Origin of the sequence: Tessaracoccus rhinocerotis (assembly GCF_007197885.1) — a bacterium.
Lineage (GTDB): Bacteria > Actinomycetota > Actinomycetes > Propionibacteriales > Propionibacteriaceae > Arachnia > Arachnia rhinocerotis.
The window spans coordinates 13,903-35,667 of the sequence record NZ_VKKG01000003.1 but is presented as its reverse complement, the minus strand read 5'-3'; the positions used below and the strand labels follow the sequence as shown (position 1 = coordinate 35,667).

The 21,765-nt window shown below is 71.0% G+C and carries 18 protein-coding genes; 9 read left to right on the top strand and 9 right to left on the bottom strand.

Annotation, left to right across the window (positions count from 1 at the left end; genetic code table 11):
- Window positions 1-624, top strand: a complete 624-nt coding sequence (locus tag FOJ82_RS08375) for an MBL fold metallo-hydrolase (RefSeq protein ID WP_143938040.1) — start codon at window positions 1-3, stop codon at window positions 622-624.
- Window positions 625-705: 81 nt separating this feature from the next.
- Window positions 706-1,695, top strand: a complete 990-nt coding sequence (gene galE / locus FOJ82_RS08370) for a UDP-glucose 4-epimerase GalE (RefSeq protein WP_143938039.1) — start codon at window positions 706-708, stop codon at window positions 1,693-1,695.
- 8 nt (window positions 1,696-1,703) lie between these two features.
- Here galE and FOJ82_RS16870 read toward each other — a convergent pair whose 3' ends face one another.
- Window positions 1,704-1,829 carry a hypothetical protein gene (locus FOJ82_RS16870; protein WP_281279935.1) on the bottom strand — a complete coding sequence of 42 codons (126 nt, stop codon included), beginning with the start codon at window positions 1,827-1,829 and terminating at the stop codon, window positions 1,704-1,706.
- A gap of 126 nt (window positions 1,830-1,955) precedes the next feature.
- Here FOJ82_RS16870 and FOJ82_RS08365 point away from each other — a divergent pair, with 126 nt between their 5' ends.
- Together FOJ82_RS08365 and FOJ82_RS08360 are read left to right on the top strand one after the other, a co-directional pair.
- Window positions 1,956-3,152, top strand: coding sequence for a sensor histidine kinase (locus FOJ82_RS08365; protein WP_143938038.1), 1,197 nt, complete (start codon window positions 1,956-1,958; stop codon window positions 3,150-3,152).
- A gap of 11 nt (window positions 3,153-3,163) precedes the next feature.
- Window positions 3,164-3,817, top strand: coding sequence for a response regulator (locus FOJ82_RS08360; RefSeq protein WP_143938037.1), 654 nt, complete (start codon window positions 3,164-3,166; stop codon window positions 3,815-3,817).
- A gap of 148 nt (window positions 3,818-3,965) precedes the next feature.
- Here the strand turns inward: FOJ82_RS08360 and FOJ82_RS08355 are convergent, their stop codons facing one another.
- Together FOJ82_RS08355 and FOJ82_RS08350 are read right to left on the bottom strand one after the other, a co-directional pair.
- A complete protein-coding gene (locus FOJ82_RS08355) occupies window positions 3,966-5,291 on the bottom strand; it encodes an MFS transporter (RefSeq protein ID WP_143938036.1) in 1,326 nt (441 codons plus the stop codon).
- 3 nt (window positions 5,292-5,294) lie between these two features.
- The gene (locus tag FOJ82_RS08350) at window positions 5,295-6,482 is read right to left on the bottom strand and encodes a TerC family protein (RefSeq protein WP_143938035.1); all 1,188 of its coding nucleotides are present in this window, start codon (window positions 6,480-6,482) and stop codon (window positions 5,295-5,297) included.
- 205 nt (window positions 6,483-6,687) lie between these two features.
- Here FOJ82_RS08350 and FOJ82_RS08345 point away from each other — a divergent pair, with 205 nt between their 5' ends.
- Window positions 6,688-8,610 (top strand): penicillin-binding transpeptidase domain-containing protein, encoded by a 1,923-nt coding sequence (locus FOJ82_RS08345; RefSeq protein ID WP_185975688.1) that lies wholly within the window; start codon window positions 6,688-6,690, stop codon window positions 8,608-8,610.
- 3 nt (window positions 8,611-8,613) lie between these two features.
- Here the strand turns inward: FOJ82_RS08345 and FOJ82_RS08340 are convergent, their stop codons facing one another.
- The 6 genes from FOJ82_RS08340 to FOJ82_RS08315 all read right to left on the bottom strand — a co-directional run bounded on the left by FOJ82_RS08340 (window position 8,614) and on the right by FOJ82_RS08315 (window position 14,437).
- Window positions 8,614-9,918 (bottom strand): peptidoglycan DD-metalloendopeptidase family protein, encoded by a 1,305-nt coding sequence (locus FOJ82_RS08340; protein WP_246099832.1) that lies wholly within the window; start codon window positions 9,916-9,918, stop codon window positions 8,614-8,616.
- 155 nt (window positions 9,919-10,073) lie between these two features.
- Entirely contained in the window at window positions 10,074-10,988 is a 915-nt protein-coding gene (locus tag FOJ82_RS08335; protein WP_246099812.1) for a rhomboid family intramembrane serine protease, read from the bottom strand.
- Window positions 10,989-11,012: 24 nt separating this feature from the next.
- Entirely contained in the window at window positions 11,013-11,621 is a 609-nt protein-coding gene (locus FOJ82_RS08330; protein ID WP_221933079.1) for a response regulator, read from the bottom strand.
- On the bottom strand, window positions 11,615-12,718 hold the full coding sequence (locus FOJ82_RS08325) for a sensor histidine kinase (RefSeq protein WP_143938032.1): 1,104 nt from the start codon (window positions 12,716-12,718) through the stop codon (window positions 11,615-11,617). Before FOJ82_RS08325 ends, FOJ82_RS08330 begins: the two co-directional genes overlap by 7 nt.
- A gap of 7 nt (window positions 12,719-12,725) precedes the next feature.
- The gene (locus FOJ82_RS08320; RefSeq protein ID WP_143938031.1) at window positions 12,726-13,478 is read right to left on the bottom strand and encodes an ABC transporter permease; all 753 of its coding nucleotides are present in this window, start codon (window positions 13,476-13,478) and stop codon (window positions 12,726-12,728) included.
- Window positions 13,475-14,437, bottom strand: coding sequence for an ABC transporter ATP-binding protein (locus FOJ82_RS08315; protein WP_143938030.1), 963 nt, complete (start codon window positions 14,435-14,437; stop codon window positions 13,475-13,477). Before FOJ82_RS08315 ends, FOJ82_RS08320 begins: the two co-directional genes overlap by 4 nt.
- 244 nt (window positions 14,438-14,681) lie before the next feature.
- On the opposite strand from FOJ82_RS08315, the gene FOJ82_RS08310 reads away from it, so the two are divergent.
- The 4 genes from FOJ82_RS08310 (at window position 14,682) to FOJ82_RS08295 (ending at window position 21,754) form a co-directional block, all read left to right on the top strand.
- The gene (locus FOJ82_RS08310; RefSeq protein WP_246099811.1) at window positions 14,682-16,706 is read left to right on the top strand and encodes a beta-galactosidase; all 2,025 of its coding nucleotides are present in this window, start codon (window positions 14,682-14,684) and stop codon (window positions 16,704-16,706) included.
- Window positions 16,703-19,033 (top strand): glycosyl hydrolase family 95 catalytic domain-containing protein, encoded by a 2,331-nt coding sequence (locus tag FOJ82_RS08305; RefSeq protein WP_143938028.1) that lies wholly within the window; start codon window positions 16,703-16,705, stop codon window positions 19,031-19,033. The genes FOJ82_RS08310 and FOJ82_RS08305 overlap by 4 nt, the downstream gene beginning before the upstream one ends.
- Window positions 19,030-20,457: a GH1 family beta-glucosidase gene (locus FOJ82_RS08300; RefSeq protein WP_143938027.1), complete on the top strand. Its 1,428-nt coding sequence runs from the start codon at window positions 19,030-19,032 to the stop codon at window positions 20,455-20,457. Before FOJ82_RS08305 ends, FOJ82_RS08300 begins: the two co-directional genes overlap by 4 nt.
- A gap of 79 nt (window positions 20,458-20,536) precedes the next feature.
- Window positions 20,537-21,754 carry a YibE/F family protein gene (locus FOJ82_RS08295; protein ID WP_143938026.1) on the top strand — a complete coding sequence of 406 codons (1,218 nt, stop codon included), beginning with the start codon at window positions 20,537-20,539 and terminating at the stop codon, window positions 21,752-21,754.
- Window positions 21,755-21,765 lie beyond the last annotated feature (11 nt).

Genomic DNA, 21,765 nt, shown 5'->3' with positions numbered 1-21,765 from the left:
ATGGCGTCGGTCACCCGCCTCGTGACCGCCGGGAACCGTGACCCGGCCGGCCCACCCGTACACGAGAACAACGTCTGGCTGGTCGGCGACGCCGAGGAGGTCATCGTCGTCGACCCCGCCCACGACGCCGCCGCCGTCGCCGATGCGGTGGCCGGCCGACGCGTGTCCGCCGTCCTGCTCACCCACGGTCACTGGGACCACGTCCGCGCCGTGCCCGCGTTCGCCGCGCTGGTGGGCGATCCGCCGGTCTTCCTGCGCCCCGAGGACGAGTTCCTGTGGAAGCGCGAGCACGCCGACGCGGGGTTCCAGCCGCTGGCCGCAGGCCGGATGTTCACCGTCGCCGGGGCCACGCTGAGCGCCGTCGCCACCCCCGGACACACGCCGGGATCCACCTGCTTCGTGGCCCCGGAACTGGGCTGCGTCCTCTCCGGCGACACCCTGTTCGAGGGCGGCCCCGGCGCCACCCGCTGGGACTACTCCAGCTTCGAGCAGATCCTCTCCTCCATCTCCGAGCACCTCCTGACGCTGCCCGATGCGACGGCGGTGCACCCCGGCCACGGCGCGTCGACGACGGTCGGGACGGAGCGCCCGAGCCTCGGGCAGTGGCGCGCACGGGGCTGGTGACCGTTTCCCGGCCCGGGTGCGGCCAGGGGCCCACCCAGTCCTAGGATGGAAGCTCTGAGCGGAAACTCTCGAGAGGACACCATGAAGGTATTGATCACCGGCGGCGCCGGCTACATCGGCAGCACCGTGGCATCGGCGTGCGAGGACAACGGCCACGAGGTGGTCATCCTCGACGACTTCTCCACCGGACGCCGCGAGTTCATCGGTGATCGGCCCCTCTACGAGGGCGACATCGCCGACGCCGCCCTGCTGGACCGCGTGTTCACCGAGCACCAGGTCGACGCCGTCGTGCACTGCGCCGCGAAGATCATCGTCCCCGAGTCCGTCGCCGACCCGCTCGGCTACTACGAGAACAACGTCTCCAAGACCGTCACGCTGCTCGAGGGCCTGCAGCGCAACGGCGTGCACCGCTTCCTGTTCAGTTCCTCGGCCTCCATCTACGCGCCCGACGAGAACTTCGTCGTCACCGAGGACTCGCCCCTGCAGCCCGGATCGCCGTACGCGCGCACCAAGTACATGGTGGAGATGGTGCTGGAGGACTTCACGAAGGCCAGCGACGTCAAGGTCCTCAGCCTGCGCTACTTCAACCCCATCGGCACGGACCCGAAGCTGCGCTCCGGCCAGCAGCTCGAGAAGCCCAGCCACGTCCTCGCGAAGCTGCTCGAGGCCTGGGTGAACAAGGAGACGTTCACGGTCACCGGCGTCGACTGGCCCACTCGCGACGGCTCCGGCATCCGCGACTTCATCCACGTCTGGGACCTCGCCAAGGCACACGTCGCCGCGCTCGAGGGCTTCGACCGCGCCACGGCCGACGGTCCCTACCAGGTCTTCAACATCGGCACCGGCAACGGCGTGACGGTCAAGGAACTGGCCGCCTCGTTCGAGGAGATCTCCGGCGACCCGCTGCAGGTGCAGTTCGGCGACCCCCGCCCGGGCGACGTCGCCGGCGTCTACACCGTCAGCTCGAAGGCGGCCGACGTCCTCGGCTGGAAGGCCGAGCTGACCGAGACCGACGCCGTGCGTGACGCCATCGCGTGGCTGCCCGTCCGCAAGGAGATGCTGGGCTACTGACCCGAAGGTCAGACCGGGTCGGTGGCCTCGGCCCACAGCTCGCGACGCTGCTTGGCGTGGCGACGATCGACAAGGCCCGACGCCGCACAGGCTGCGGCCAAGATGGTGAGTACCCAGAAGAACTTTCGAACCATGCCCCGAAATCTACCCGCCCCACGGGGTGGGGGCATGGGGGTAGACCCTGCCGAAGACCTGAGTCGCCCCTGAACCAACCCACGGTCTGACGGATCCGGGCCGGGCGTCGCCCTAAGCTGACCTGCATGATGGGAGCCGGACTGTCCAGTGACCGCCGACGACTGCTGGCCGATTCACTGGCGGCACTCGCGGCCCTGCTGGTGCTCGTGGTCCCCCTCCCGGTGGCGGACTCCTCGCCGGCGACGTGGGTCGCCGTCGCCTGGTCCGCCCTGATGGTGTCCTCCCTCGCCCTGCGCCGCGTCGCACCGCTGTTCGCCGTCGCGGTGTGCGCCCTGGCCGGCGTCGGCATGGTCGCGCAGCTGGACTCCCCCACCCCCGCGGTCGTGGTGGTGCTCGTGGTCATCTACTCGGTGGCCCGGACGGTCTCGGCGAGCGTCTCCATGGTGCTGGTGCCAGTGTTCGTGGCCGCCTCCATCGCCGGGCCGCTTTCCTGGCTCGGCAACGTCGAGGAGGGTGAGCGCTTCGTCGCCGGCTCGATGCTGGTGTGCCTGTGCCTGACCCTGTGCTCAATGGCCTACCTGCTGGGACGACGCGGCAAGGAGAAGGCCCGCTACGAGCAGCTCGAGCGCGAGCTCACCGAGGAGCGGTTCGTCACCGACGCCCAGAAGCTCCGGCAGGCCTCCGAACTCACCACCGAGCGCGTCCGCAACGAGGTGGCACGCGAACTGCACGACGTCGTGGCGCACTCGCTGTCGGTGATAGTCGTGCAGGCGGAGGGCTCGAAAGCACTCCTCACCAAGCGCCCGGAGGCGGCGGCCGAGGCGCTCGACGTGATCGCCTGCACGGGACGCAACTCCATCGGCGAGATGCGCCACATCGTCTCGCTGCTGCGCGGCGACGAGGGGGCGGCCTTCGGCCCGAGCCCCGGCCTGTCCGACATCCCGGAGATGGTCGCCAAGGCCGGCGACCGCATCGAGCTCGAGATGCCCGAGACGCTGCCGATGGTCCCGGAGTCCCTCGGGCTGACCGCCTTCCGGATCGTCCAGGAGAGCGTCACCAACTTCCTCAAGCACGCCGGGGCGACGGCGCGCGCCACCGTCACCGTCGAGTCGAGCCCCGAGGAGCTCCGGATCAGGGTGGCCGACGACGGGATCGGCGGCCATTCCGGCACCGACGGCGGAGGCTCGGGCCTGAGGGGGATGCGGGAGCGCGTGAACGCGATGAGCGGTACGTTCAGGGCCGGGCCACGCACCGGCGGCGGCTTCGACGTGACCGCGATACTGCCGCTGCCGTCCCAGCTCGGGCGCGGCTGGCTCAGATGAAGGGAAACCAGATGATCAAGGTCCTGCTCGCCGACGACCAGTCGCTGGTCCGCAGCGGACTGCGGATGATGGTCGACTCCACCGACGACATGGAGTGCGTCGGGGAGGCCTCCGACGGGGCCGAGGCGGTGGCGATGGTCCGCTCGCGCCGGGTGGACGTGGTTCTGATGGACATCCGGATGCCCAACATGGACGGCACCGAGGCCACCAGGCGGATCGCGGAGCTGGACGTCGACACCAAGGTGCTCGTTCTGACCACCTTCGACCTCGACGAGTACGTCTTCGCCGCCCTGCGCAACGGCGCCTCCGGGTTCCTCCTGAAGGACGCCCTGCCCGAGGAGCTGCTGGGCGCGATCCGGGTGGTCGCGGCCGGTGGCGCGATCGTCGCCCCGACGGCCACGCGTCGCCTGCTGGACCACGTCGCGGCGAAGCTGCCGTCGTCGCAGGCACCGTCCCAGGACAAGCTCGCCGCGCTGACCGAGCGCGAGCGGGAGGTGCTCGTCGAGGTGTCCCGCGGTGCCAACAACACCGAGATCGGGCAGCGGCTCTACATGGCCGAGGGCACCGTCAAGACCCACATCGGCCGACTGCTGAGCAAGCTGCGGGCGCGTGACCGGGTGGGGTTGGTGCTGATCGCACACGAGTGCGGGCTGCTCGACGACTGAACCCCTGCCCACCTCTGGTGGGCGCAGTTCGCCACCCCTGGTGCGGTTCGCCACCCTCTGTGAAGGCCGCTCCCGACAGATCCGGAGCGTCCTGCACCAAGGGTGGCAAGCGCCCGCCGAAGTCCCTTTCGCCGGAGCCAGCTGGACGTCAGGCGAGGGTGAGGTCCTCGGTGCCCCTCTCGAAGGCCGCCCGGCCGATGGCGCGGGAGACGAGCTCGAAGGCCACCGCCAGGGCGAGCCACACGGCCGCCAGCACCGCGAACCCAGCGGCGGCGACGCCTGTCTCCGGCAACGCGAGCGCGACGACCACCGCGGCCAGCACGAAGGCGCCGTTGAAGAGCATGTCGTAGAACACGAACACCCTGCCCTTGAACTCTTCGGCGACGTGGGCCTGCACGAGCGTGTCGACGCAGATCTTGAGCGACTGCGCGGCGAGGCCGACGAAGAAGGAGATCACGAACAGCGCCCACTTCCCGCCGACGAGGACGGGCACCAGCTGGGCGACGCCGCCGAGCAGCAGCACGCCGACCGCGGTCCGGCGCAGCCCGACCCGCCTGGCCGCCACGGGCACGAACGGGGTGGCGAGGATGAAGCCGGCGCCGGTCATCAGGCCCCAGACCGTCAGGTCGGCCAGGGCCGCGTCGGGATTGCCCACGTGGTACAGGTTCCGCAGCGCGAGGATCACGATGACGGTGAGCATGCCGAACAGCAGCCGGGACACGAACATGCTCGCCAGCCCGAGGCCGGCCGGCCCACGGGTGCGCAGGTGCGCCCAGGCCTCCCCGAGTCCGGCGAGCACCTCCCGGGCCGCGGTGACGGGCTGCCCCGGCTCCGGGCCGAGCGCGTCGCGGCCGAACCGGCGCGAGACCAGCACGGAGCAGAAGAACCCGAGGGCCGCCACCCAGAACACGACGGCGTCGGCCTGGTGGGCGGGCAGGAACGGTCCCAGTCCGGCGCGGGCGCCGAAGCCGAGTACCGCCCCGATGACCAGTCCGAGCGGCCCCACCGTCGGCAGGATCGAGGACGCGGACAGGTACTCGTCGTCCTCGACGGTGTACTGCATCCCCGCGCTGAGCCCGGCCAGCATGAACCGGTTGATGCTCATCGCCACCAGCAGGGCACCGAAGAGCACCACCTGCCAACCGCCCTCGGTCAGGTTTGCGGCGATGATGGCCCCGATGACGACGGCGAGTGCACACCGGATGGTGTCCGAGATGACGGTCACCTGCCGCCGCGACCACCGGTCGAGGTACGTGGAGACGAACGGTCCGACGACGGTGAACGGCAGCAGCGTCAGCGCCAGCACCCCGGCGATCGCCCAGGCGTCGGGCTGGCTCTGCGGGGAGAACAGCACGTAGGAGGCCATCCCCACCTGCAGGGTGCCGTCGGCGGCCTGGCTGAGGACGCGTACGGTGAGGAGCCGACGGAACGCCCGGTGCCGCCAGAGCCGCTTGAGCGCGGGACCGATCGCCAAGGGTTACCTGTCCCTGGTGGACAGGTGCAGTTCCTCGACCTTCTCCATGGTCCACGGCAGTCCGGCCTCGTCGGCCATCTGCCTGGCCTTCGGCGAGTCCATCGAACGCAGCTTGGCGAGCTTCTCCTGGATCTGCTCGTACTGGCGCAGGCGGTCGTCACCGTCGGAGTGGTACTCGGTGTGCAGGTAGGCGTGCGCGGCCCGGTCCAGGGACCCGACGGCGCTGGCGATCCGACCGGTGGGGCTGACCAGGGACGCCACGATCGTGACGGCGAGGACCACGACGATCACACTGAGCGAGACGGGGATCGTGGGGTGCCACACGTCGACCGGCTCGCCGCCGTTGATGAACGGCAGCTGGTTGCTGACGAGGGCCTCGAGGACGAGCTTGATGCCGATGAACGCGAGGATGGCCGACAGCCCGTACTTGAGGTAGATGAGGCGGTCCAGCAGGCCGTCGATCAGGAAGTAGAGCTGGCGCAGGCCCATCAGCGAGAACGCAGTGGCGGTGAACACGACGTAGACGTCGGTGGTGACGCCGTAGATGGCCGGCACCGAGTCCAGTGCGAAGAGCAGGTCCGTGCCCCCGATGGCGACCATCACCAGCAGCATCGGCGTGAGGACGCGCTTGCCGTTCTCGATGGTGAAGAGCTTGTCGCCGTCGTAGTGGTCCGAGGTGCGCAGGTACTTCTTCGCCAGCCGGATGATGAAGTTGTTGGCGTCGTCCTGGTCCTCCTTCTCGGGGCCGATCATGCGGCCGGCCGTGATGATCAGGAACAGGCCGAAGATGTAGAACGCCCAGGACCAGGTCTCGATGATCGCCTTGCCGGCGAGGATGAAGGCCGTGCGGGCGATGAGGGCGAACACGATGCCGAACAGCAGCACCTTCTGCTGGTCCTCGCGCGGCACGGCGAAGGATCCGATGATCACGAGGAACACGAACAGGTTGTCGACGCTGAGTGCCTTCTCGATCAGGTAGCCGGTGAAGTACTCACCGCCCATCTGGGCGCCGCCGAAGAACAGCAGCAGGACGCCGAAGGCAATGGCGATCCCGACGTAGATGGAGGACCAGACCGCGGCCTCCCTGAGGGTGGGGATGTGCGCCTTGCGAACATGGAAGAAGAAGTCGAATGCGAGGAGGGCCGCGATCACGGCGATCGTGAGGACCCAGACCCAAGGTGCAACGGACAACGTGCAACAACTCCCAACGGGGTTAGAGAAGAACGCACAGGTACCGGATCCGCCACCTGCGCTGACATCTAGAATAACCCGGCGGGTGAAGCCACACCGAACACGCTGCCGGTGGGGCATCGGGGACACCCGGGCGCGCCTGCCGGAATCAGGGTGCTCGTGGCGGGTACTCTCGACGTGTTGGGCTTGTGGCAAGGGAGGACCCGTGGGACGACGACGTGTGGCCGCCATCGTGCTTTCCCTCGGGATGATGGTGACGGGTGCCTGCGCGCCCCTGTCCCCCGAGCCCGACGAGTCGGCTCCCCCCACCACCGAGAGCATCCCGCCGGTGGACCTGCCCTCGGCCGATCCCCTGGTGGCGGACCTCGCGGCCGCGCTCACCGAGTTCGACGTGACGAAGTTACCCCTCGCCGACCCTGAACGGGCCCAGGAGGACCTCGAAGCGATCTTCGCGGGCATGGACGGGATCCGTCCGACGGTGACCGCCGAGGGCGTGCAGTACGAGGCGGAGGCCGGCACCGCCGTCGGCACCCTGACCCACAGCTACGACATCGGGCTGGAGGGTTGGACGTTCCAGACCACCGTGCCGCTCGAGTTCGCCGACGACCAGTGGCAGGTCACCTGGTCCCCCCAGCTCATCCACTCGCAGCTCACCACCGACTCCCGGATGCGCCACACGCGCACCCTGCCGAAGCGGGCCCCGATCAACGACAACGAGGGCCTGGCGCTCGTGGAGGAGCGCACGCTCTACCAGGTGGGGCTCGACAAGAGCCAGGTGGTGGAGGCCGAGTGGGAGACCGCGGCCGCGGACCTGGCCCGGCTCGTCGAGATCGATCCCGCCGCGTACGTCGCCAAGGTGCTGGCCGGCGGCCCGAAGCAGTTCGTGGTCGCCCGCACCATGACGCAGGAGGAGATCACGCCCGACATCAGCAAGGTGCCCGGGGCGATCGCACTTGCGACCACCGCCAACGTCGCCCCCAGCAGCACCTTCGCCATCAGCATCCTCGGCAAGACCGGCAAGCCGAGCGCGGAGCAGGTGGCCGAGTCCGACGGCGAGGTCTGGCCCGAGGACGTCATCGGCCTCAGCGGCCTGCAGGCGCGCTACCAGGAGCGGCTGCGCGGCGTCCCGGAGGTCAGGATCGACCTGGTGGGACGCAACACCGAGGCCGATCCCAATGCCGCCGAGCAGTTCGAGGAGCAGAACCTGTTCCGCCAGGACTCCAGCGTCGGCGCCCCGCTCGAACTCAGCCTCGACCGCGACCTCCAGACCAGGGCCGAGGAGGTGCTCAGCACCCAGCCGGGGCTCGCGACCCTCGTAGTGGTCCGCCCCAGCGACGGCGCCGTCCTCGCGGCCGCCAACTCCCCCGCGGCGGGCGAGTACCCGCAGGCGACGTTCGGCAAGTTCGCGCCCGGCTCGACGTTCAAGGTGGTCTCCGCGCTGGCGATGCTGCGCAAGGGCTACACACCCACCTCCAGCGTCGAGTGCCCCGCCACCCTCGGGGTGTCGGGCCACAACTTCACCAACTACTCCGACTACCCGGGCAACATGGTCGGCTCCATCACGCTCACCCAGGCGCTGGCGCACTCCTGCAACACCGCGTTCGCCGGGGCCGCGGCGTCGATCACCCCCGACGAGCTGCACGCGGCCGCCGGGAGCCTCGGGGTGGGCACGGACTACGACGCCGGCTTCACCTCGAACTTCGGCACGGTGCAGCCCAACAACAGCGCGATCGACAGGGCCGCCAGCATGATCGGGCAGGGCCAGATCACGATGTCCCCGCTTGGGATGGCAGCAGTCGCGGCCAGCGTCGCCAGTGGGAAGACCACCATCCCCTGGGTGGTCGCCGGCACCCAGGCCGAGGCCACCGCCGCGCCGCTGACAGCCGCGGAGACGGCCGCGCTGCAGCAGATGATGACCGCCGTGATCACCCAGGGGCCGGGCAAGTCGTTGGCCCCCATCATGACGGGCGCCAAGACTGGCACCGCGGAGTGGGGCCCGGTGGGCAACTACAAGCACCACGGCTGGATGATCTCGTGGAACCAGAACTACGCCATCGCGGCGTTCGTCGAGGACGGCGTCTCCGGCTCGACCTCGGCCGCGCCGCTGATCACCGCCCTTTTCGAGTAGGGCTCAGCCCTCTGCGGGGGCCTCCACCGTGCCGGTGGCAGCAGTCGTGGCCACCGCCTCCGTGGCCGCCGACTCCGTGGCCGCCGGCTCCGTGACCGTGACCGCCGCCTCCGTGGCAGCGACGGTGGGCGAAGGTGCCTGTGCCGGGGTGGGGATGGCGCTCGCTTGCGGTGCGGCCGCAGCGGCTGCGACAGGCTCGCTGGCCGGGGTGAAGCGCACCATGTTGTTGAACACCCACTTGGTCTGGGCGTCCACCTCGTAGAGGCCCCAGGCGTTCTTCTGCGCTGAGTACGTGGTGGCCATGATGTAGCTGCGGCAACCGCCCCGCCCGGTGGCGGCGGTGTCGCACTCGGTGTACCAGGAGCGGCCGTCGTCGGAGACCCACTCGGCGGTGTGGCCCAGCGGGTTCTTCGCCCAGGCCGCGCGCGGCAGGGCCTTGTAGGTGAGGTTGTTGAAGGCCCAGCCCTCCACCATCTTGTAGCCGCCGCCGTCGTGGATGACCTGGGTGGCCCAGATGTCGGTGAAGCAGCGCTCGGTCTGCGAGTAGGGCTCGCAGTCGGTGGCCCAGGCGCGGCCGCCGACGGTGTGGTTGCCCTCGGTGATGTAGAGCAGTTCGGCGGTGATGGTGTCGGCGTCGGCGATCACGGGGCGGGTCGTGGAGCGGCTGGGTCCGTCGATGCCGCGGGCCGCCAGGTTGGCAGGGTTCACGATGTTGTTCGCCAGGCTGGGCACCGCGAGGCAGGCGCGCTGGGCGTCGGCGACGACCACGCCGTCGGAGTCCCGGGACCAGAAGCCGCAGTAGCTGCGGCCGGTGGTGTGGATGGTGTAGCCGCCGAGCGAGAGGCCGTCGATGGCCATCTCCTCGCCGTTCCTCATCAGGGTCAGGTGCACGTGGCGGAAACTGCCCCGGCCGCAGGTCTCGGAGCCCGGCATCGCGGTCATGCCCACCCGCTGCCCGGCGACCACCTGCGCGCCGTCGAGGCCGGAGGGGATGGACCTGAGGTGGTAGTACTGCGTCTGCCAGCCGTCGGCGTGGGTCACGGTGACGCTGCAGCCCGGCTTGACGGAGGCGACGCCGTCGGCGACGGCGGTCACGGGGATGCTGGCGCCGTTGAGGGCGCCGAGGTCCACGGAACTGCGCACGCCGGAGGCGTGGGTGTGGGTGCCACCGGCCTGGACCGTGGCGCCCCAGGCGACGGGCAGGGCCATCGGGAAGTCGGGGAGTTCGGCGGCGTGGGCCGGTTGCGGGAGCAGGCCGGCCAGCGTCAGGACGACGGCAGCCACCGTCGAGTGGATCAGGACTCGCATTCGACGCACAGCCGCACGCCCCCCTCGAATAGCTCTGGGTTCCGGTGAAACAGCATGAGCGTACGCGAACATCCTGAGAATTCACAAGGAAACTTCAGAAATCTCCCTGGAATTCCCCGTCGGATGGGGTATGGAAAAGAACAGGCTGAGAGCTCTCAGCCTGCCAGCGCGACCGCCCGCACCACGGAGGCCACCAGCGCGACCACGCCGACCGCGGCCACCAGGACCCACTGCCAAGGCTTGCGCCGCTCCTTCGGCAGGTACATCAGCGCCAGGGCGGTGAGCAGGCCGCCGACGAAGCCACCCAGGTGGCCCTGCCAGGAGATGTAGGAGGACCCGACGACGGTGATCACGACGTTGGCGCCGAGCCACATCAGGATGGTCTGGTAGTTGCCCTTGTGCTTGTAGGCCACGAGCAGGATGGCGGCCATCAGGCCGAAGACCGCGCCCGAGGCGCCCACGGTGGCGGTGTGCGGGTCGGAGAACCACATCACGAACGTCGAGGCCATCAGCGCCGAGGCGAAGTAGACGGCGAGGAACCGGGCGCGGCCGAAGACCTTCTCCAACTGGGGGCCGAGCACCCACAGCGCGAGCATGTTGAACCCGATGTGGAGGGGCTCCGAATGCGTGAACGCGTTGGTGAGCAGCTGCCACCAGGATCCTGTGGCGACGCCGTCGACCCAGGTGTAGCCGGCGGCGAGGCATTGGGACTCGCCGCCCGGCAGGTAGTGCGACTCGTCCACGGTGCAGATGCCCTGCGCCTTGATCGCCAGCGTGTCGAAGACCCGGCCGAACGCGCCGCCGGTGAGCATCACGCCCACCCACACCAGCGCGTTCATCGCGATCAGGATGATTGAGGTCAACCGGGGGTCCCTGCTGCGCCGTCCCCCGTAGGGCAGGACCAGCTGGCGGGTCTCGCGCTGCCCGATGGCGACGCACTCGGGGCACTGGAACCCGACGGCGCCCGGAATCATGCACTGGGGGCAGATGGGTCGGTTGCAGCGCTGGCACACGATGCGGGTGAGCACGTCCGGGTGGCGGTAGCAGACGGGCTGCACGGCGGAATCCATGCGGGCAAGCGTACCGGGGCCCCGCTAGAGCCAGCCCCGCTGCGCCGCTGTGTTGGCCGCCTCGATTCGATTGGCGGCCCCGGTCTTGCCGATGGCCGAGGAGAGGTGGTTGCGCACCGTGCCCGGGGAGAGGTGCACCTGCCTGGCGATCACGGCCACGGCGACGCCGTCGCGGGCCATTGCCAGCACCTGCCGCTCCCGCTCGCTCAGCGGGTTCGAACCCTCCGCCAGCGACTCCGCGGCCAGCTGCTGGTCCACCACCCGCAGCCCTTGGTGGACACGACGGATGGCATCGGCCAGCTGCGCGGCGGGGGTGTCCTTGACCACGAAGCCGCTCGCGCCCGCCTCGAGCGCGCGTCGGAGGTAGCCGGTGCGGCCGAAGGTGGTGACGATGAGCACCCGGCACCCCGGCACCGCGGCGCGCACCTGGGCGGTGGCGGCGATGCCGTCGAGCCGGGCCATCTGGATGTCCAGCAGGCAGACGTCGACGGCGTGCTCGCGGACGGCGTCGAGCACGCCGTCGCCGTCGGGGACCTCGGCCACCACCTCGATGTCGGGCTCGAGGTTGAGCAGCGCAGCCAGTGCCCCGCGGACGAGGGCCTGGTCGTCGGCGACGAGCACCCTGATCACCACGTGACCGCCACCCTCGTGCCCGGTTCGGTGCGGTCCTCGATGCGCAGTTCCGCGCCGACGGCGGAGAGCCGCTCGGCCATGCCGCGCCGACCGTGCCCGGCCGGGGCCTCCCCCAGGCCGACGCCGTCGTCGAGCACCTCGACGGAGCGGTCGCTGAAGACGATGGTGCAGCGGGTGGCGCCGGAGTGGCGCAGGATGTTGGTGCCGGCCTCGCGCAACACCCAGCCGAGAGCGGTGCGCAGGTCGGGGTCCACCTCGGCCGGGTCGCCGCGGACCTCCACCTCGAGCCCGGCGCCCTCGAGCGCCAGGGTGAGCGCCGCCAACTGGTTGGGCAGGTCGGCGGCGCGCAGGCCGCCGACGGTGATCCGGACCTGGTCCAGCGCGTCGCGGGTCAGGCGGCGCAGGTCCGCCAGCTCGCTGCGTGCCCGCTCGGGGTCCGCGTCCATGATGCGCTCGGCGAGTTCCGCCTTCATCGCCACGACGGTGAGGGTGTGCCCGAGGCCGTCGTGGACGTCGCGCGCCACCCGCTCGCGCTCGGAGATCACCGCCAGGTCACGCCGGGCGATGGTGGCGGCCTCGTCGGCCTCGATCAGGGTGCGCATCACGATGCAGATCGCGAACACCCCGATCATGACCACCACGATGTACCAGAACGACTCCTGCGTCCGGGTCCAGGCGAACACCGACACCCCTGCGATGGTGACGCCGGCGACCACCCATGACACCAGCGGCCTGAACATGTAGGCCGCGTAGGCCAGCGTGAAGGGGCACATGTTCACCGCGGCCGGGCCGATCAGGGCGATCTGCGCGGCGATGCACAACCACAACAGCGCGAGCCCCGCCCAGCGCCAGCCCGGGAACCGGAGCCGGCACAGCGCGCCGCCCATCAACATGTTGAAACCGACGAGGTACGCGGCCCCGTAGACGACGACCAGCGCGAGCCCGACCACGGTCAGGCCGGCGCCGAGGTCCGCCTCGAACACGCCCAGCACGGTGTAGACGAGGAAGAGCAGCCAGATCCCTGGCATGAGCCAACCCCAGGACTGCCAGGTGCTCGCGCCCTTGGCGGCCCGGGGGTCGATCGGCCGCGTAGTCACGGCGTCGTCACTGCCTGTTGCGACCGCGGCGCACACCGACGACGGCGAGCACGCCGAAGATCAGGGTCCATGCGCCCACGTTAGCGAGAAGCAGCCACAGCGGGTCCGGATCGGCGGGCGCCATCACCTGGAAGCCCTGCATCAGCGGCCAGCGCACCAGCCCGACGAAGCCGTACATCGGCGTGAACCGCGACGCCTCCAGCATCCAGCCCTCCAGCGGCATGAACACGTTGCCGACGAAGCTCATCAGCACCAGGACGCCGGTGGCGACACCGAGGGCGGACTCGCTCTTGAACAGTTGCGCGACGGCGAACCCGTACAGCGCGAACATCGACGCGCCGGCGAGGGTGATGCCCACCGTGGCCGCCCACAGGCCGAGGGGTGCGCGGGCGCCCGTGAGGAGGCCGCCGAGGTGGACGATGGCTAGGGCCACGAAGGTGACCGCGAGGGCCACTCCCACCTTGCCGAGCACGAGCTGCACCGGCCGCACCGGCGTGAGCGCCACCTGGCGGCCCCAGCCCTGCATCTGTTCCATGGCGGCCGTGCCGGTCGACGACGTCGCGGCCAGGGCGGCGCCGTAGGCGGCCATGGAACTCATCACGAAGAAGCCGACGTTCGCGTCGCCGATCGGGTTGGACGCCACCGACATCGAGACCCCGAAGACGAGGTACATCAGCAGCGGCAGCAGGAAGACGAACATGATGTTGCCGACGTCGCGCAGCTGGCGGGTCAGGTCGATGGCCATGTAGGTGGCAGTCATCGGAGGCTCTCCTGGAGTTCGGGGCGCGCGGTGGCGCCGCTGGTGAGGTGGACGAAGGCGTTCTCGAGGCTGGGCGCCGAGATCTGGAGGTCGTGGGCGCCGTGGTCGCGCAGGAGGACCATGGCGAGGGCGTCGGAGTCGGTGGTGACCGCCGACACCCGGGGGCCGTTGCGCTCGACGTGCGTGACGCCGTCGAGTTCCCCAATGGCGGCGATGGTGGCGTCGAGGTCGCCGTTGACGTCCGGCAGGGCGGCGGAGACGGTGCGCCCGACGGCCATGGACTGGATGCGGGCGGTGGTCCCGTCGGCGACGATCTTGCCACCGGCGATCAGGATGGTGCGCTGGGCGAACTGCTCGGCCTCCTCGAGGTAGTGGGTGGCGAACACGACGGTGCGGCCGGAGTCGGCGTCTTCGCGCATGGTGTCCCAGAACTCGCGGCGGGCGTTGACGTCCATGCCGGCGGTGGGTTCGTCGAGGATCAGCAGGTCCGGGTCCGGGAGCAGCGCCAGCGCGAACTTCAGGCGCTGCTGCTCGCCGCCGGAGCACTTGGACACCTTGCGGGAGCCGAGCCCGGTGATGGCGGTGCGCTCCATCACCTCGGCGACTCGGTGCCTGGCGCCGTGCAGCGAGGCGATGGCGGTGACGGTCTCGCGGACGGTGAGGTCGCGCAGGAGCCCGCCGGTCTGCATCACGGCCGAGACCCGGCCTGCGTGCACGGCGCGCTGCGGCGTCGTGCCGAGGACGCGGACGGTGCCCGAGGTCGGTTCGGTGAGGCCGAGGACCATGTCCACGGTGGTGGTCTTGCCGGCCCCGTTGGGACCGAGGAAGGCCACGATCTCGCCCTGCCCGATCTGGACGTCGATGCCGGCCACTGCCTCGAGGTCGCCCTCCTTCGTGCGGAACCGCTTCCGCACGTCGGTGAGCCGGATGGCGGGGGTGGTCCCAACTGTGTCTGTCATACCTCCAATGGTTCGCCGCGCGGCGGGATCCCACCATCGGGAGGCGTCACCGATGGGGCGTGACAGTTGTCATGCGATCCGCAGGCGTCTCGGGCGTACGGCTTTTGTTGCCGCCCCGGCCATAAGTCCTTGACGGCGGCCACCGAGGCTTCCTAGACTCCTTGCCGAAGCGCTTCGACTGAGGCGGTGGACGACGACGGGGTCGAGGCGGAGCAGCATGTCCGAGTTGGGTGGTCCTCGACCTGTGTCGAGGGACGTGTGGTTCGGGGGCGACTACAACCCCGAGCAGTGGAGTCGGACCGTCCTCGACGAGGACGACGACCTGATGCGGCGCGCCCGCGTGAACACCGCCACCGTGGGCGTCTTCTCCTGGTCCAGCCTGGAGCCCAACCCCGGGAAGTATAGCTTCGGGTGGCTCGACGAGGCCCTGGACCGCCTCCACGCCAACGGCGTCCGCGTCGTCCTCGCCACGCCGACGGCCTCGCCCCCGCCCTGGTTCACCCGCCTGCACGCCGAGGCGATGCCGGTGCGCGCCGACGGCGTGCGGCTGAGCCACGGCAGCCGCGACACCTACAACCCCGCCGCGCCCGCCTACCGCGAGGCCGCGCGGCGCATCACCAGGGTGCTCGCCGAGCGCTACGGATCGCACCCCGCGGTGGTCCTGTGGCACCTGCACAACGAGTACGGCACCGTCTCCCACGGTCCGGTCACCGACGTCGCGTTCCGGCAGTGGCTGCAGCAGCGGTACGGGACGCTGGCGGACCTGAACCGCACCTGGAACACGGCCTTCTGGTCGCAGGGCTACTCCAGCTGGGACGACGTGCTCGCGCTGCCCGCCACCCAGTACCTGCCGAACCCCTCACAGGTGCTGGACTTCAAGCGGTTCTCCGCCGACCTGCTGCGTGACTGCCTGGCCGAACAGGTCCGGATCGTCCGGGAGCTGAGCCCGGACGTGCCCACCACCACCAACTTCATGCTGCCCACCTGGAACCACTACGACCAGTGGGCGATGGCCGACGAGATCGACGTCGTGTCCATCGACCACTACCTCGACGACGAGGGCCCGGCCGGCGAGGTCCACGTGGCCTTCGCGTCGGACCTGGCGCGTTCCTTCGCCGGCGGCCGGCCCTGGCTGCTGATGGAACAGTCCACCAGCCTGGTCTACGACTACGACGACGGCCGGATGCTCGTGAAGGCGCCGGGGCGGATCCGGCGCAACACCTACCAGTACCTCAGCCGGGGCGCGTTCGGGTCCCTGTTCTTCCAGTGGCGGGCCCCGCTGACCGGGGCGGAGTTCTTCCACTCCGCGATGGTTCCCCACGCCGGAGCCGACAGCCGCATCTTCCGGGAACTGGCCGCGCTGGGGCAGGAGCTCGCCGGGCTCGCCGAGATCGTGGCACCGCCCGTCGACGGCAGGGTCAACGACGCCCGCGTCGCCATCGTGTGGAGCGGCGACGCGTGGTGGGCCGCCGAGACCCCGGCGATGCCGTCGGCGGACGTGGCGTTCCTGCCCGCGGTGCGCGCGTTCCACACCGCGCTGTGGCGGCTGGGGCACACCGTCGACTTCGTCTCCCCCGACGCCGACCTCTCGGCCCACGACGTCGTCCTGGTCCCTAGCCTGCTGCCGGTCAGCGACGAGCAGTCGCGACGGTTCGCGGACTTCGTGGCGGCCGGCGGCACCCTCCTGGTGGGGGCGTTCTCCGGTTCCACCGACGAGCACCTGCGGGTTCGCACCGGCGGCTACGGCGGCGCCTTCGCCGGGGTGCTGGGCGTCCACGTCGAGGAGCACGTTCCGCTGCGCAGCGGGACCGTGCTCACCCTCTCCGACGGCTCGCGCGCCGGTGACTGGTCCGAGGTCGTCCACCTGCGCGGCGCCGACGTCGTGGCCTCCTACACCGACGACGCACATCCCGTGATCGCCCCCGGGAGCCCCGCCGTCACCGTCAACCGCCACGGCCGGGGTGCGGCGCACTACTTCTCCACCCGGTTCGACGAGGCCGGCCTGTCCGCGCACCTCGCACGCATCCTCGAGGGCGCCGGGGCGGCGCCGGAGAACCCGTGGGCCGCCGACGGTGTGGAGGCGGTCCGTCGCCGCAGCGGCGCCAGCACCCACCTGTTCGTGATCAACCACTCCGACCAGCCGCGTCGCGTCGCTGCCGTGGGCTTCGAACTGGTCACAGGGACGACGGTCGACGGCCACCTGCTGGTCGACGCGGGGGACGTCCGGGTGGTCCGCGAGGATCCCGCCGCCGGGGCGGGAACGCCGTGACGCGGCTGGTCCACCATCGTCCCTCGCGGTCCTGGCTGGACCGCTTCCCGCTGGGCAACGGGCGGCTGGGAGCGATGGTCGGCGCAGGTCCGGGCGAGATCAGGCTCGGGCTCAACGAGGCGACGCTGTGGTCCGGCGGGCCGGCCAGCCAGGATCGCGACCCCGTCGACCCCGGAGCGGCCCGCGCGGCCCTGGCCCGGGCCGAGGAGTTGTTCGACGCGGGCGACCCGGTGGCGGCGCAGGCCGAGCTGGGCGCGATCCAGCACCGCTACTCACAGACCTTCCTCCCCGTGGGCGAGCTGCTCGTGGAGTTGCTCGGCCAGCGCGGCGACATCGCGGTGGGCCGTGAGCTGAGCCTGGACGACGCCGTGCACACCATCCGCCACACCGGCCCCGGCGCCGAGGTGGTCTCCCGCACAGCCACCCTGCGGCAGGCCGACGTGCTGCTCCACGAGTGCCGCGTGGCCGCCGGTGGGGGCATGGGATTCCGCATCTCCTTCACCTCGCCGCTGCGGGTCGAGTCCAGCACAGCGTCCCCGGACGGCCTGCTGCTGGTCCTGGCCGCCCCCGCCGACGCCGCCCCCGGCCACGTGCCGCAGGAGCCCGCCCAGACGTGGGAGCTGCCGGGTATCTCACCCGTGCGGGTGGCGGTGTCGGTCCGGCTGGTCCACGACGGCCACGCCACCGCAGACGACGACGGCGTCACCGTGACCGGCGCCCGCTGGCTGCGGGCCACGGTGGCGGTCGAGACCAACTTCGTCCGCGTCGGGCTGGCCCCCGGTGCCGTGTCGGAGGCGGTCGACCGTGCCGTCCGGCGCGCCACCGCCCCGCCGGCCGAGGGCGCGTTCGAGGACCATGCGGCGGCGAGCCGGGAACTGCAGGGCGGCGTGAGGCTGGTGACACCCGGGTCCGTGGGCCTGCTGGACCCCGAGGCCGAGCTCGCCGCGCCCGACCCCGAGCGTCTCCTGCCCGCGCTGTTCGACCACGGCCGCTACCTGTTGCGCAGCAGCTCGCGCGCGGACGGTCCGCCCGCGAACCTGCAGGGGCGCTGGAACGCGGAGCTGCAGCCGCCGTGGTCCTCGAACTACACCACCAACATCAACACCCAGATGAACTACTGGGGCGCGGAGCCAACCGGGGAGTCCGACGCGCACCTGGCGCTGCTGGAGCTGCTCGAGGCTCTGGCGGACCGCGGCCGCGGGACTGCCGAGCGGCTCTACGGCGCCGGCGGCTGGGTGGCCCACCACAACACCGACGTCTGGGGGTACTCGCTGCCCACCTGCGGCGACGCCTCCTGGGCCATCTGGCCCTTCGGGGGTGCCTGGCTGGTGAGGCAGTTCGACGAGCACCGCCGCTTCGGCGCCATGACCGCCGAGACGCTGGCGCGGTTCTGGCCCGTCGCGCGCGGCGCGGCCGAGTTCCTGCTGGACTTCGCCGTCGGCCCCGACGGGGAGCCCGCCACCTTCCCGTCCACGTCGCCGGAGAACAGCTACCGCACCGGCGCGGGCACGTCCGCGCTGACCCGCTCCGCCGCGCTGGACCTGGCCCTCCTGCGAGAGGTGTTCGTCATGGTGGTCGAACTGGCGGCGGCGGTCGGGCAACCCGGCGACGACGTCGCCCTGGCCTGCGCGGAGGTCCTGCCGCGGGTGCCCGGACCGCGTCGCACCGGCGACGGCGCGGTGCTGGAGTGGGGCGAGGACGTGCCAGCCGTGGACCCGCAGCACCGGCACCTGTCCCACCTCTACCCGTGGTTCCCCGGCGACACCGCCGCGGATGAGCCAACCGATGCCGTGCGGCGCACCCTGGACCGACGCGGCGACGACTCCACCGGCTGGTCCCTGGCCTGGAAGCTGGCGCTGGCCGCCCGGTTGCGCGACACCGACCGCATCGAGCGGCTGCTGCCGCTGGTCCTGCGCTCCGCGGAGGATGGCGCCGGGGAGCGCGGCGGTCTCTACCCCAACCTGTTCGCGGCCCACCCGCCGTTCCAGGTCGACGGCAACCTCGGGTTCGTCGGCGCGGTCTGCGAGATGCTGTTGCAGAGCCACCGCCCGGGACGCATCGACCTGCTGCCGGCGCTCCCCCTCGCCCTGCGCGACGGCCGCGTGACGGGCCTCGTCGCCCGCCCCGGGGTGCTCGTCGACATCAGCTGGTCCGGCAGGCGGCTGGTGGGGGCGAGCCTGACCGCGCGCAGCCCGGCGGCGGCAGGCACCCTGCTCGTCACTGCCGGAGAGCTCACGCGGAAGGTCCGGGTCCCCCACGGGACCCGGGTGCTGCTGGACGCCAACCTGACCCCCACCGACACCGACCCAATGGAGAACACCCAATGACCACCATCGGCAACCCCGACCACCGCGACTCCGGCCTCGTGTTCCCGCCCGGCTTCGTCCTCGGCTCCGCCACCGCCGCCTTCCAGATCGAGGGCGCCGCCGACGAGGACGGCCGCGGGCCGTCCATCTGGGACACGTTCAGCCACACCCCCGGCAAGGTCTGGAACGGGGACACGGGCGACGTGGCGTGCGACCACTACCACCGCTGGGAGCAGGACCTGGACCTGATGGTGGACCTCGGGCTCGACGCCTATCGGTTCTCCATCGCCTGGCCGCGGATCCAGCCGACGGGGCGCGGGCCCGCCAACCCGGCGGGCCTCGACTTCTACGGCCGCCTCGTCGACGGCCTCCTCGAGCGCGGGATCAAGCCGGTGGCGACCCTCTACCACTGGGACCTTCCCCAGACCCTGGAGGACGAGGGCGGCTGGGCCGTGCGCTCCACCGCCGAGGCGTTCGCGGACTACGCCACCATCGTCGGGGAGGCCCTCGGCGACAGGATCGACACCTGGACGACGCTCAACGAGCCCTGGTGCTCCGCCTACCTCGGCTACGGCCAGGGTGGCCACGCACCCGGCCGCACCGAGCCCGCGGCCGCCCTGGCGGCGGTCCACCACCTGAACCTCGCGCACGGACTGGGCCTGCAGGCGCTGCGTGCCGCCAGCACCGGCGATCCCGACTACTCGGTCACCCTGAACTTCCACGTGCTGCGGGGCGTGGGCGACGGCGCGGCGGAGGCCACCCGCCGCATCGACGCACTGGCGAACCGCGCCTTCACCGGGCCGATGCTGCGCGGCTCCTACCCCGAGGACCTGCTCGCCGACACCGCGTCGGTGACCGACTGGTCCTTCGTCCGCGACGGTGACCTCGCAACGGTGCACCAGCCCATCGACGTGTTGGGCATCAACTACTACTCCACGACGACGGTCCAACTCTGGGACGGGCGATCGGAGCGGCAGGGACACGACGGACACAAGGCCTCGGCGGGCACCGCCTGGCCCGGCAGCGACGGCGTGGTGGAGTTCGTCGCCCAGCCCGGCCCGCACACCGCGATGGGCTGGAACATCGCGCCCGAGGCGCTCGAGGAGCTCCTCCTCGACCTGCACGCGCAGTTCCCCGACCAGCCGCTGATGGTCACTGAGAACGGGGCGGCCTTCGACGACGTCGTCGGCCCCGACGGCAGCATCGCCGACGTCGAGCGGATTGACTACCTGCGTCGGCACTTCACCGCTGCCCACCGTGCGCTGGAGGCCGGTGTGGACCTGCGCGGCTACTTCGTGTGGTCACTACTGGACAACTTCGAGTGGGGCTACGGCTACGCGAAGCGTTTCGGAATCGTCCGGGTGGACTTCGACACCCTCGAGCGCACCCCCAAGGACAGCGCGACCTGGTTCCGGGAGCTCACCGCGACGCGGCACCTCCCCTGACGACCCCGGGAAGCTCGGCCTCGGGGCGTCGGTGCCGAAGCGCCGGCACCGCCGCCCACGGTGGGTAGGCTGACGCCCCATGGGACACGGACACTCACACATCCCCAGCCGCGGGAAGGTCGAGGTGGGCACGCGGGCACGCAACGGCCTGATCGCGTTCCTCGTGGTCGTGGGCGTCGTCGCCGTCGCGGGTCTGATCTGGCTGTGGCCCTCCCAGGGCGAGATGGCCCAGGCCATCGTCCCGGTCTACGACGCCCCGGGCGTCACCTACGAGCACGGCACCATCGCTTCCGTGGAGCCCGGCTGCGAGATGATGCAGGACTCCGGCTCCGAGGCCCCCTGCCAGACGGCGAACGTGGAGATCGCCACCGGCGAGGACGCCGGCGAGGTGGTCGCCGTCGAACTGCTGGGCCCGCAGGCGCAGGCGGGGCTGCGCGCCGGCGACAGCATCGAGGTGGCCCGGATCGCCACCGAGAACGGTCCGATCTACTCCTACTCCGGCACCGACCGACTCCCAGTCCTGATCACCCTGGCCGTGCTGTTCGTGATCTGCGTGGTCGCCGTCGCCCGTTGGAAGGGCCTGTTCGCGCTGATCGGACTGGGCGTGGCCGCCTACGTCCTGATGGGCTTCATGCTGCCCGCGCTGATCGTCGGCAGGCCCGGCATGCCCGTGGCGCTGGCGGGTTCCACGGTCATCATGTTCGTGGTCCTCTACGTCGCCCACGGCATCTCCGTACGGACGTCGACGGCACTCGCCGGCACGCTGCTCGGGCTGGCGGTGACGACGGGGCTGGGGATGGTCGCGGTGCGCGCGGCCCGCCTGTCCGGGTTCGCGGACGAGGCCGAGTACGACCTCTCCCAGCTGGTCGGCGGCCTCAACTTCCAGGAACTCCTGATGGTGGGCATCATCATCGGCGGCCTCGGCGTGCTCAACGACGTCACCATCACGCAGAGCTCGGCCGTGTGGGAGCTGCGCGGCGCGGCTCCCGAGTGGACGCGCCGGAAGGTGTTCGCCGCGGGGATGCGGATCGGCCGTGACCACATCGCCTCCACGATCTACACCATCGTGTTCGCCTACGCGGGCAGCGCGCTGGCGATCCTCCTGCTGCTGTACTTCACCAACCGCGACACCCTCGCCCTGTTCGGGGTGGAGATGTTCGCCGGGGAGGTGGTGCGCACCCTCGCGAGCGCGATCGGGCTGGTGCTGTCGGTTCCCATCACGACGGGAATCGCCGCCCTGACCGTCGGCCCGGCCAAGGAGCCGATCGTGACGCCCCACCACGCGGCCATCGACTGACCGACGCCCTG

Excerpts from the sequence above, each read along its gene's own strand:
- FOJ82_RS08335 (WP_246099812.1), bottom strand. The coding sequence starts at position 10,988 with ATGGATTCCGCCGTGCAGCCCGTCTGCTACCGCCACCCGGACGTGCTC.
- FOJ82_RS08375 (WP_143938040.1), top strand. The coding sequence starts at position 1 with ATGGCGTCGGTCACCCGCCTCGTGACCGCCGGGAACCGTGACCCGGCC.
- FOJ82_RS08315 (WP_143938030.1), bottom strand. The coding sequence starts at position 14,437 with ATGACAGACACAGTTGGGACCACCCCCGCCATCCGGCTCACCGACGTG.
- FOJ82_RS16870 (WP_281279935.1), bottom strand. The coding sequence starts at position 1,829 with ATGGTTCGAAAGTTCTTCTGGGTACTCACCATCTTGGCCGCAGCCTGT.
- FOJ82_RS08320 (WP_143938031.1), bottom strand. The coding sequence starts at position 13,478 with ATGACTGCCACCTACATGGCCATCGACCTGACCCGCCAGCTGCGCGAC.
- FOJ82_RS08300 (WP_143938027.1), top strand. The coding sequence starts at position 19,030 with ATGACCACCATCGGCAACCCCGACCACCGCGACTCCGGCCTCGTGTTC.
- galE (WP_143938039.1), top strand. The coding sequence starts at position 706 with ATGAAGGTATTGATCACCGGCGGCGCCGGCTACATCGGCAGCACCGTG.
- FOJ82_RS08365 (WP_143938038.1), top strand. The coding sequence starts at position 1,956 with ATGATGGGAGCCGGACTGTCCAGTGACCGCCGACGACTGCTGGCCGAT.
- FOJ82_RS08340 (WP_246099832.1), bottom strand. The coding sequence starts at position 9,918 with ATGCGAGTCCTGATCCACTCGACGGTGGCTGCCGTCGTCCTGACGCTG.
- FOJ82_RS08295 (WP_143938026.1), top strand. The coding sequence starts at position 20,537 with ATGGGACACGGACACTCACACATCCCCAGCCGCGGGAAGGTCGAGGTG.
- FOJ82_RS08360 (WP_143938037.1), top strand. The coding sequence starts at position 3,164 with ATGATCAAGGTCCTGCTCGCCGACGACCAGTCGCTGGTCCGCAGCGGA.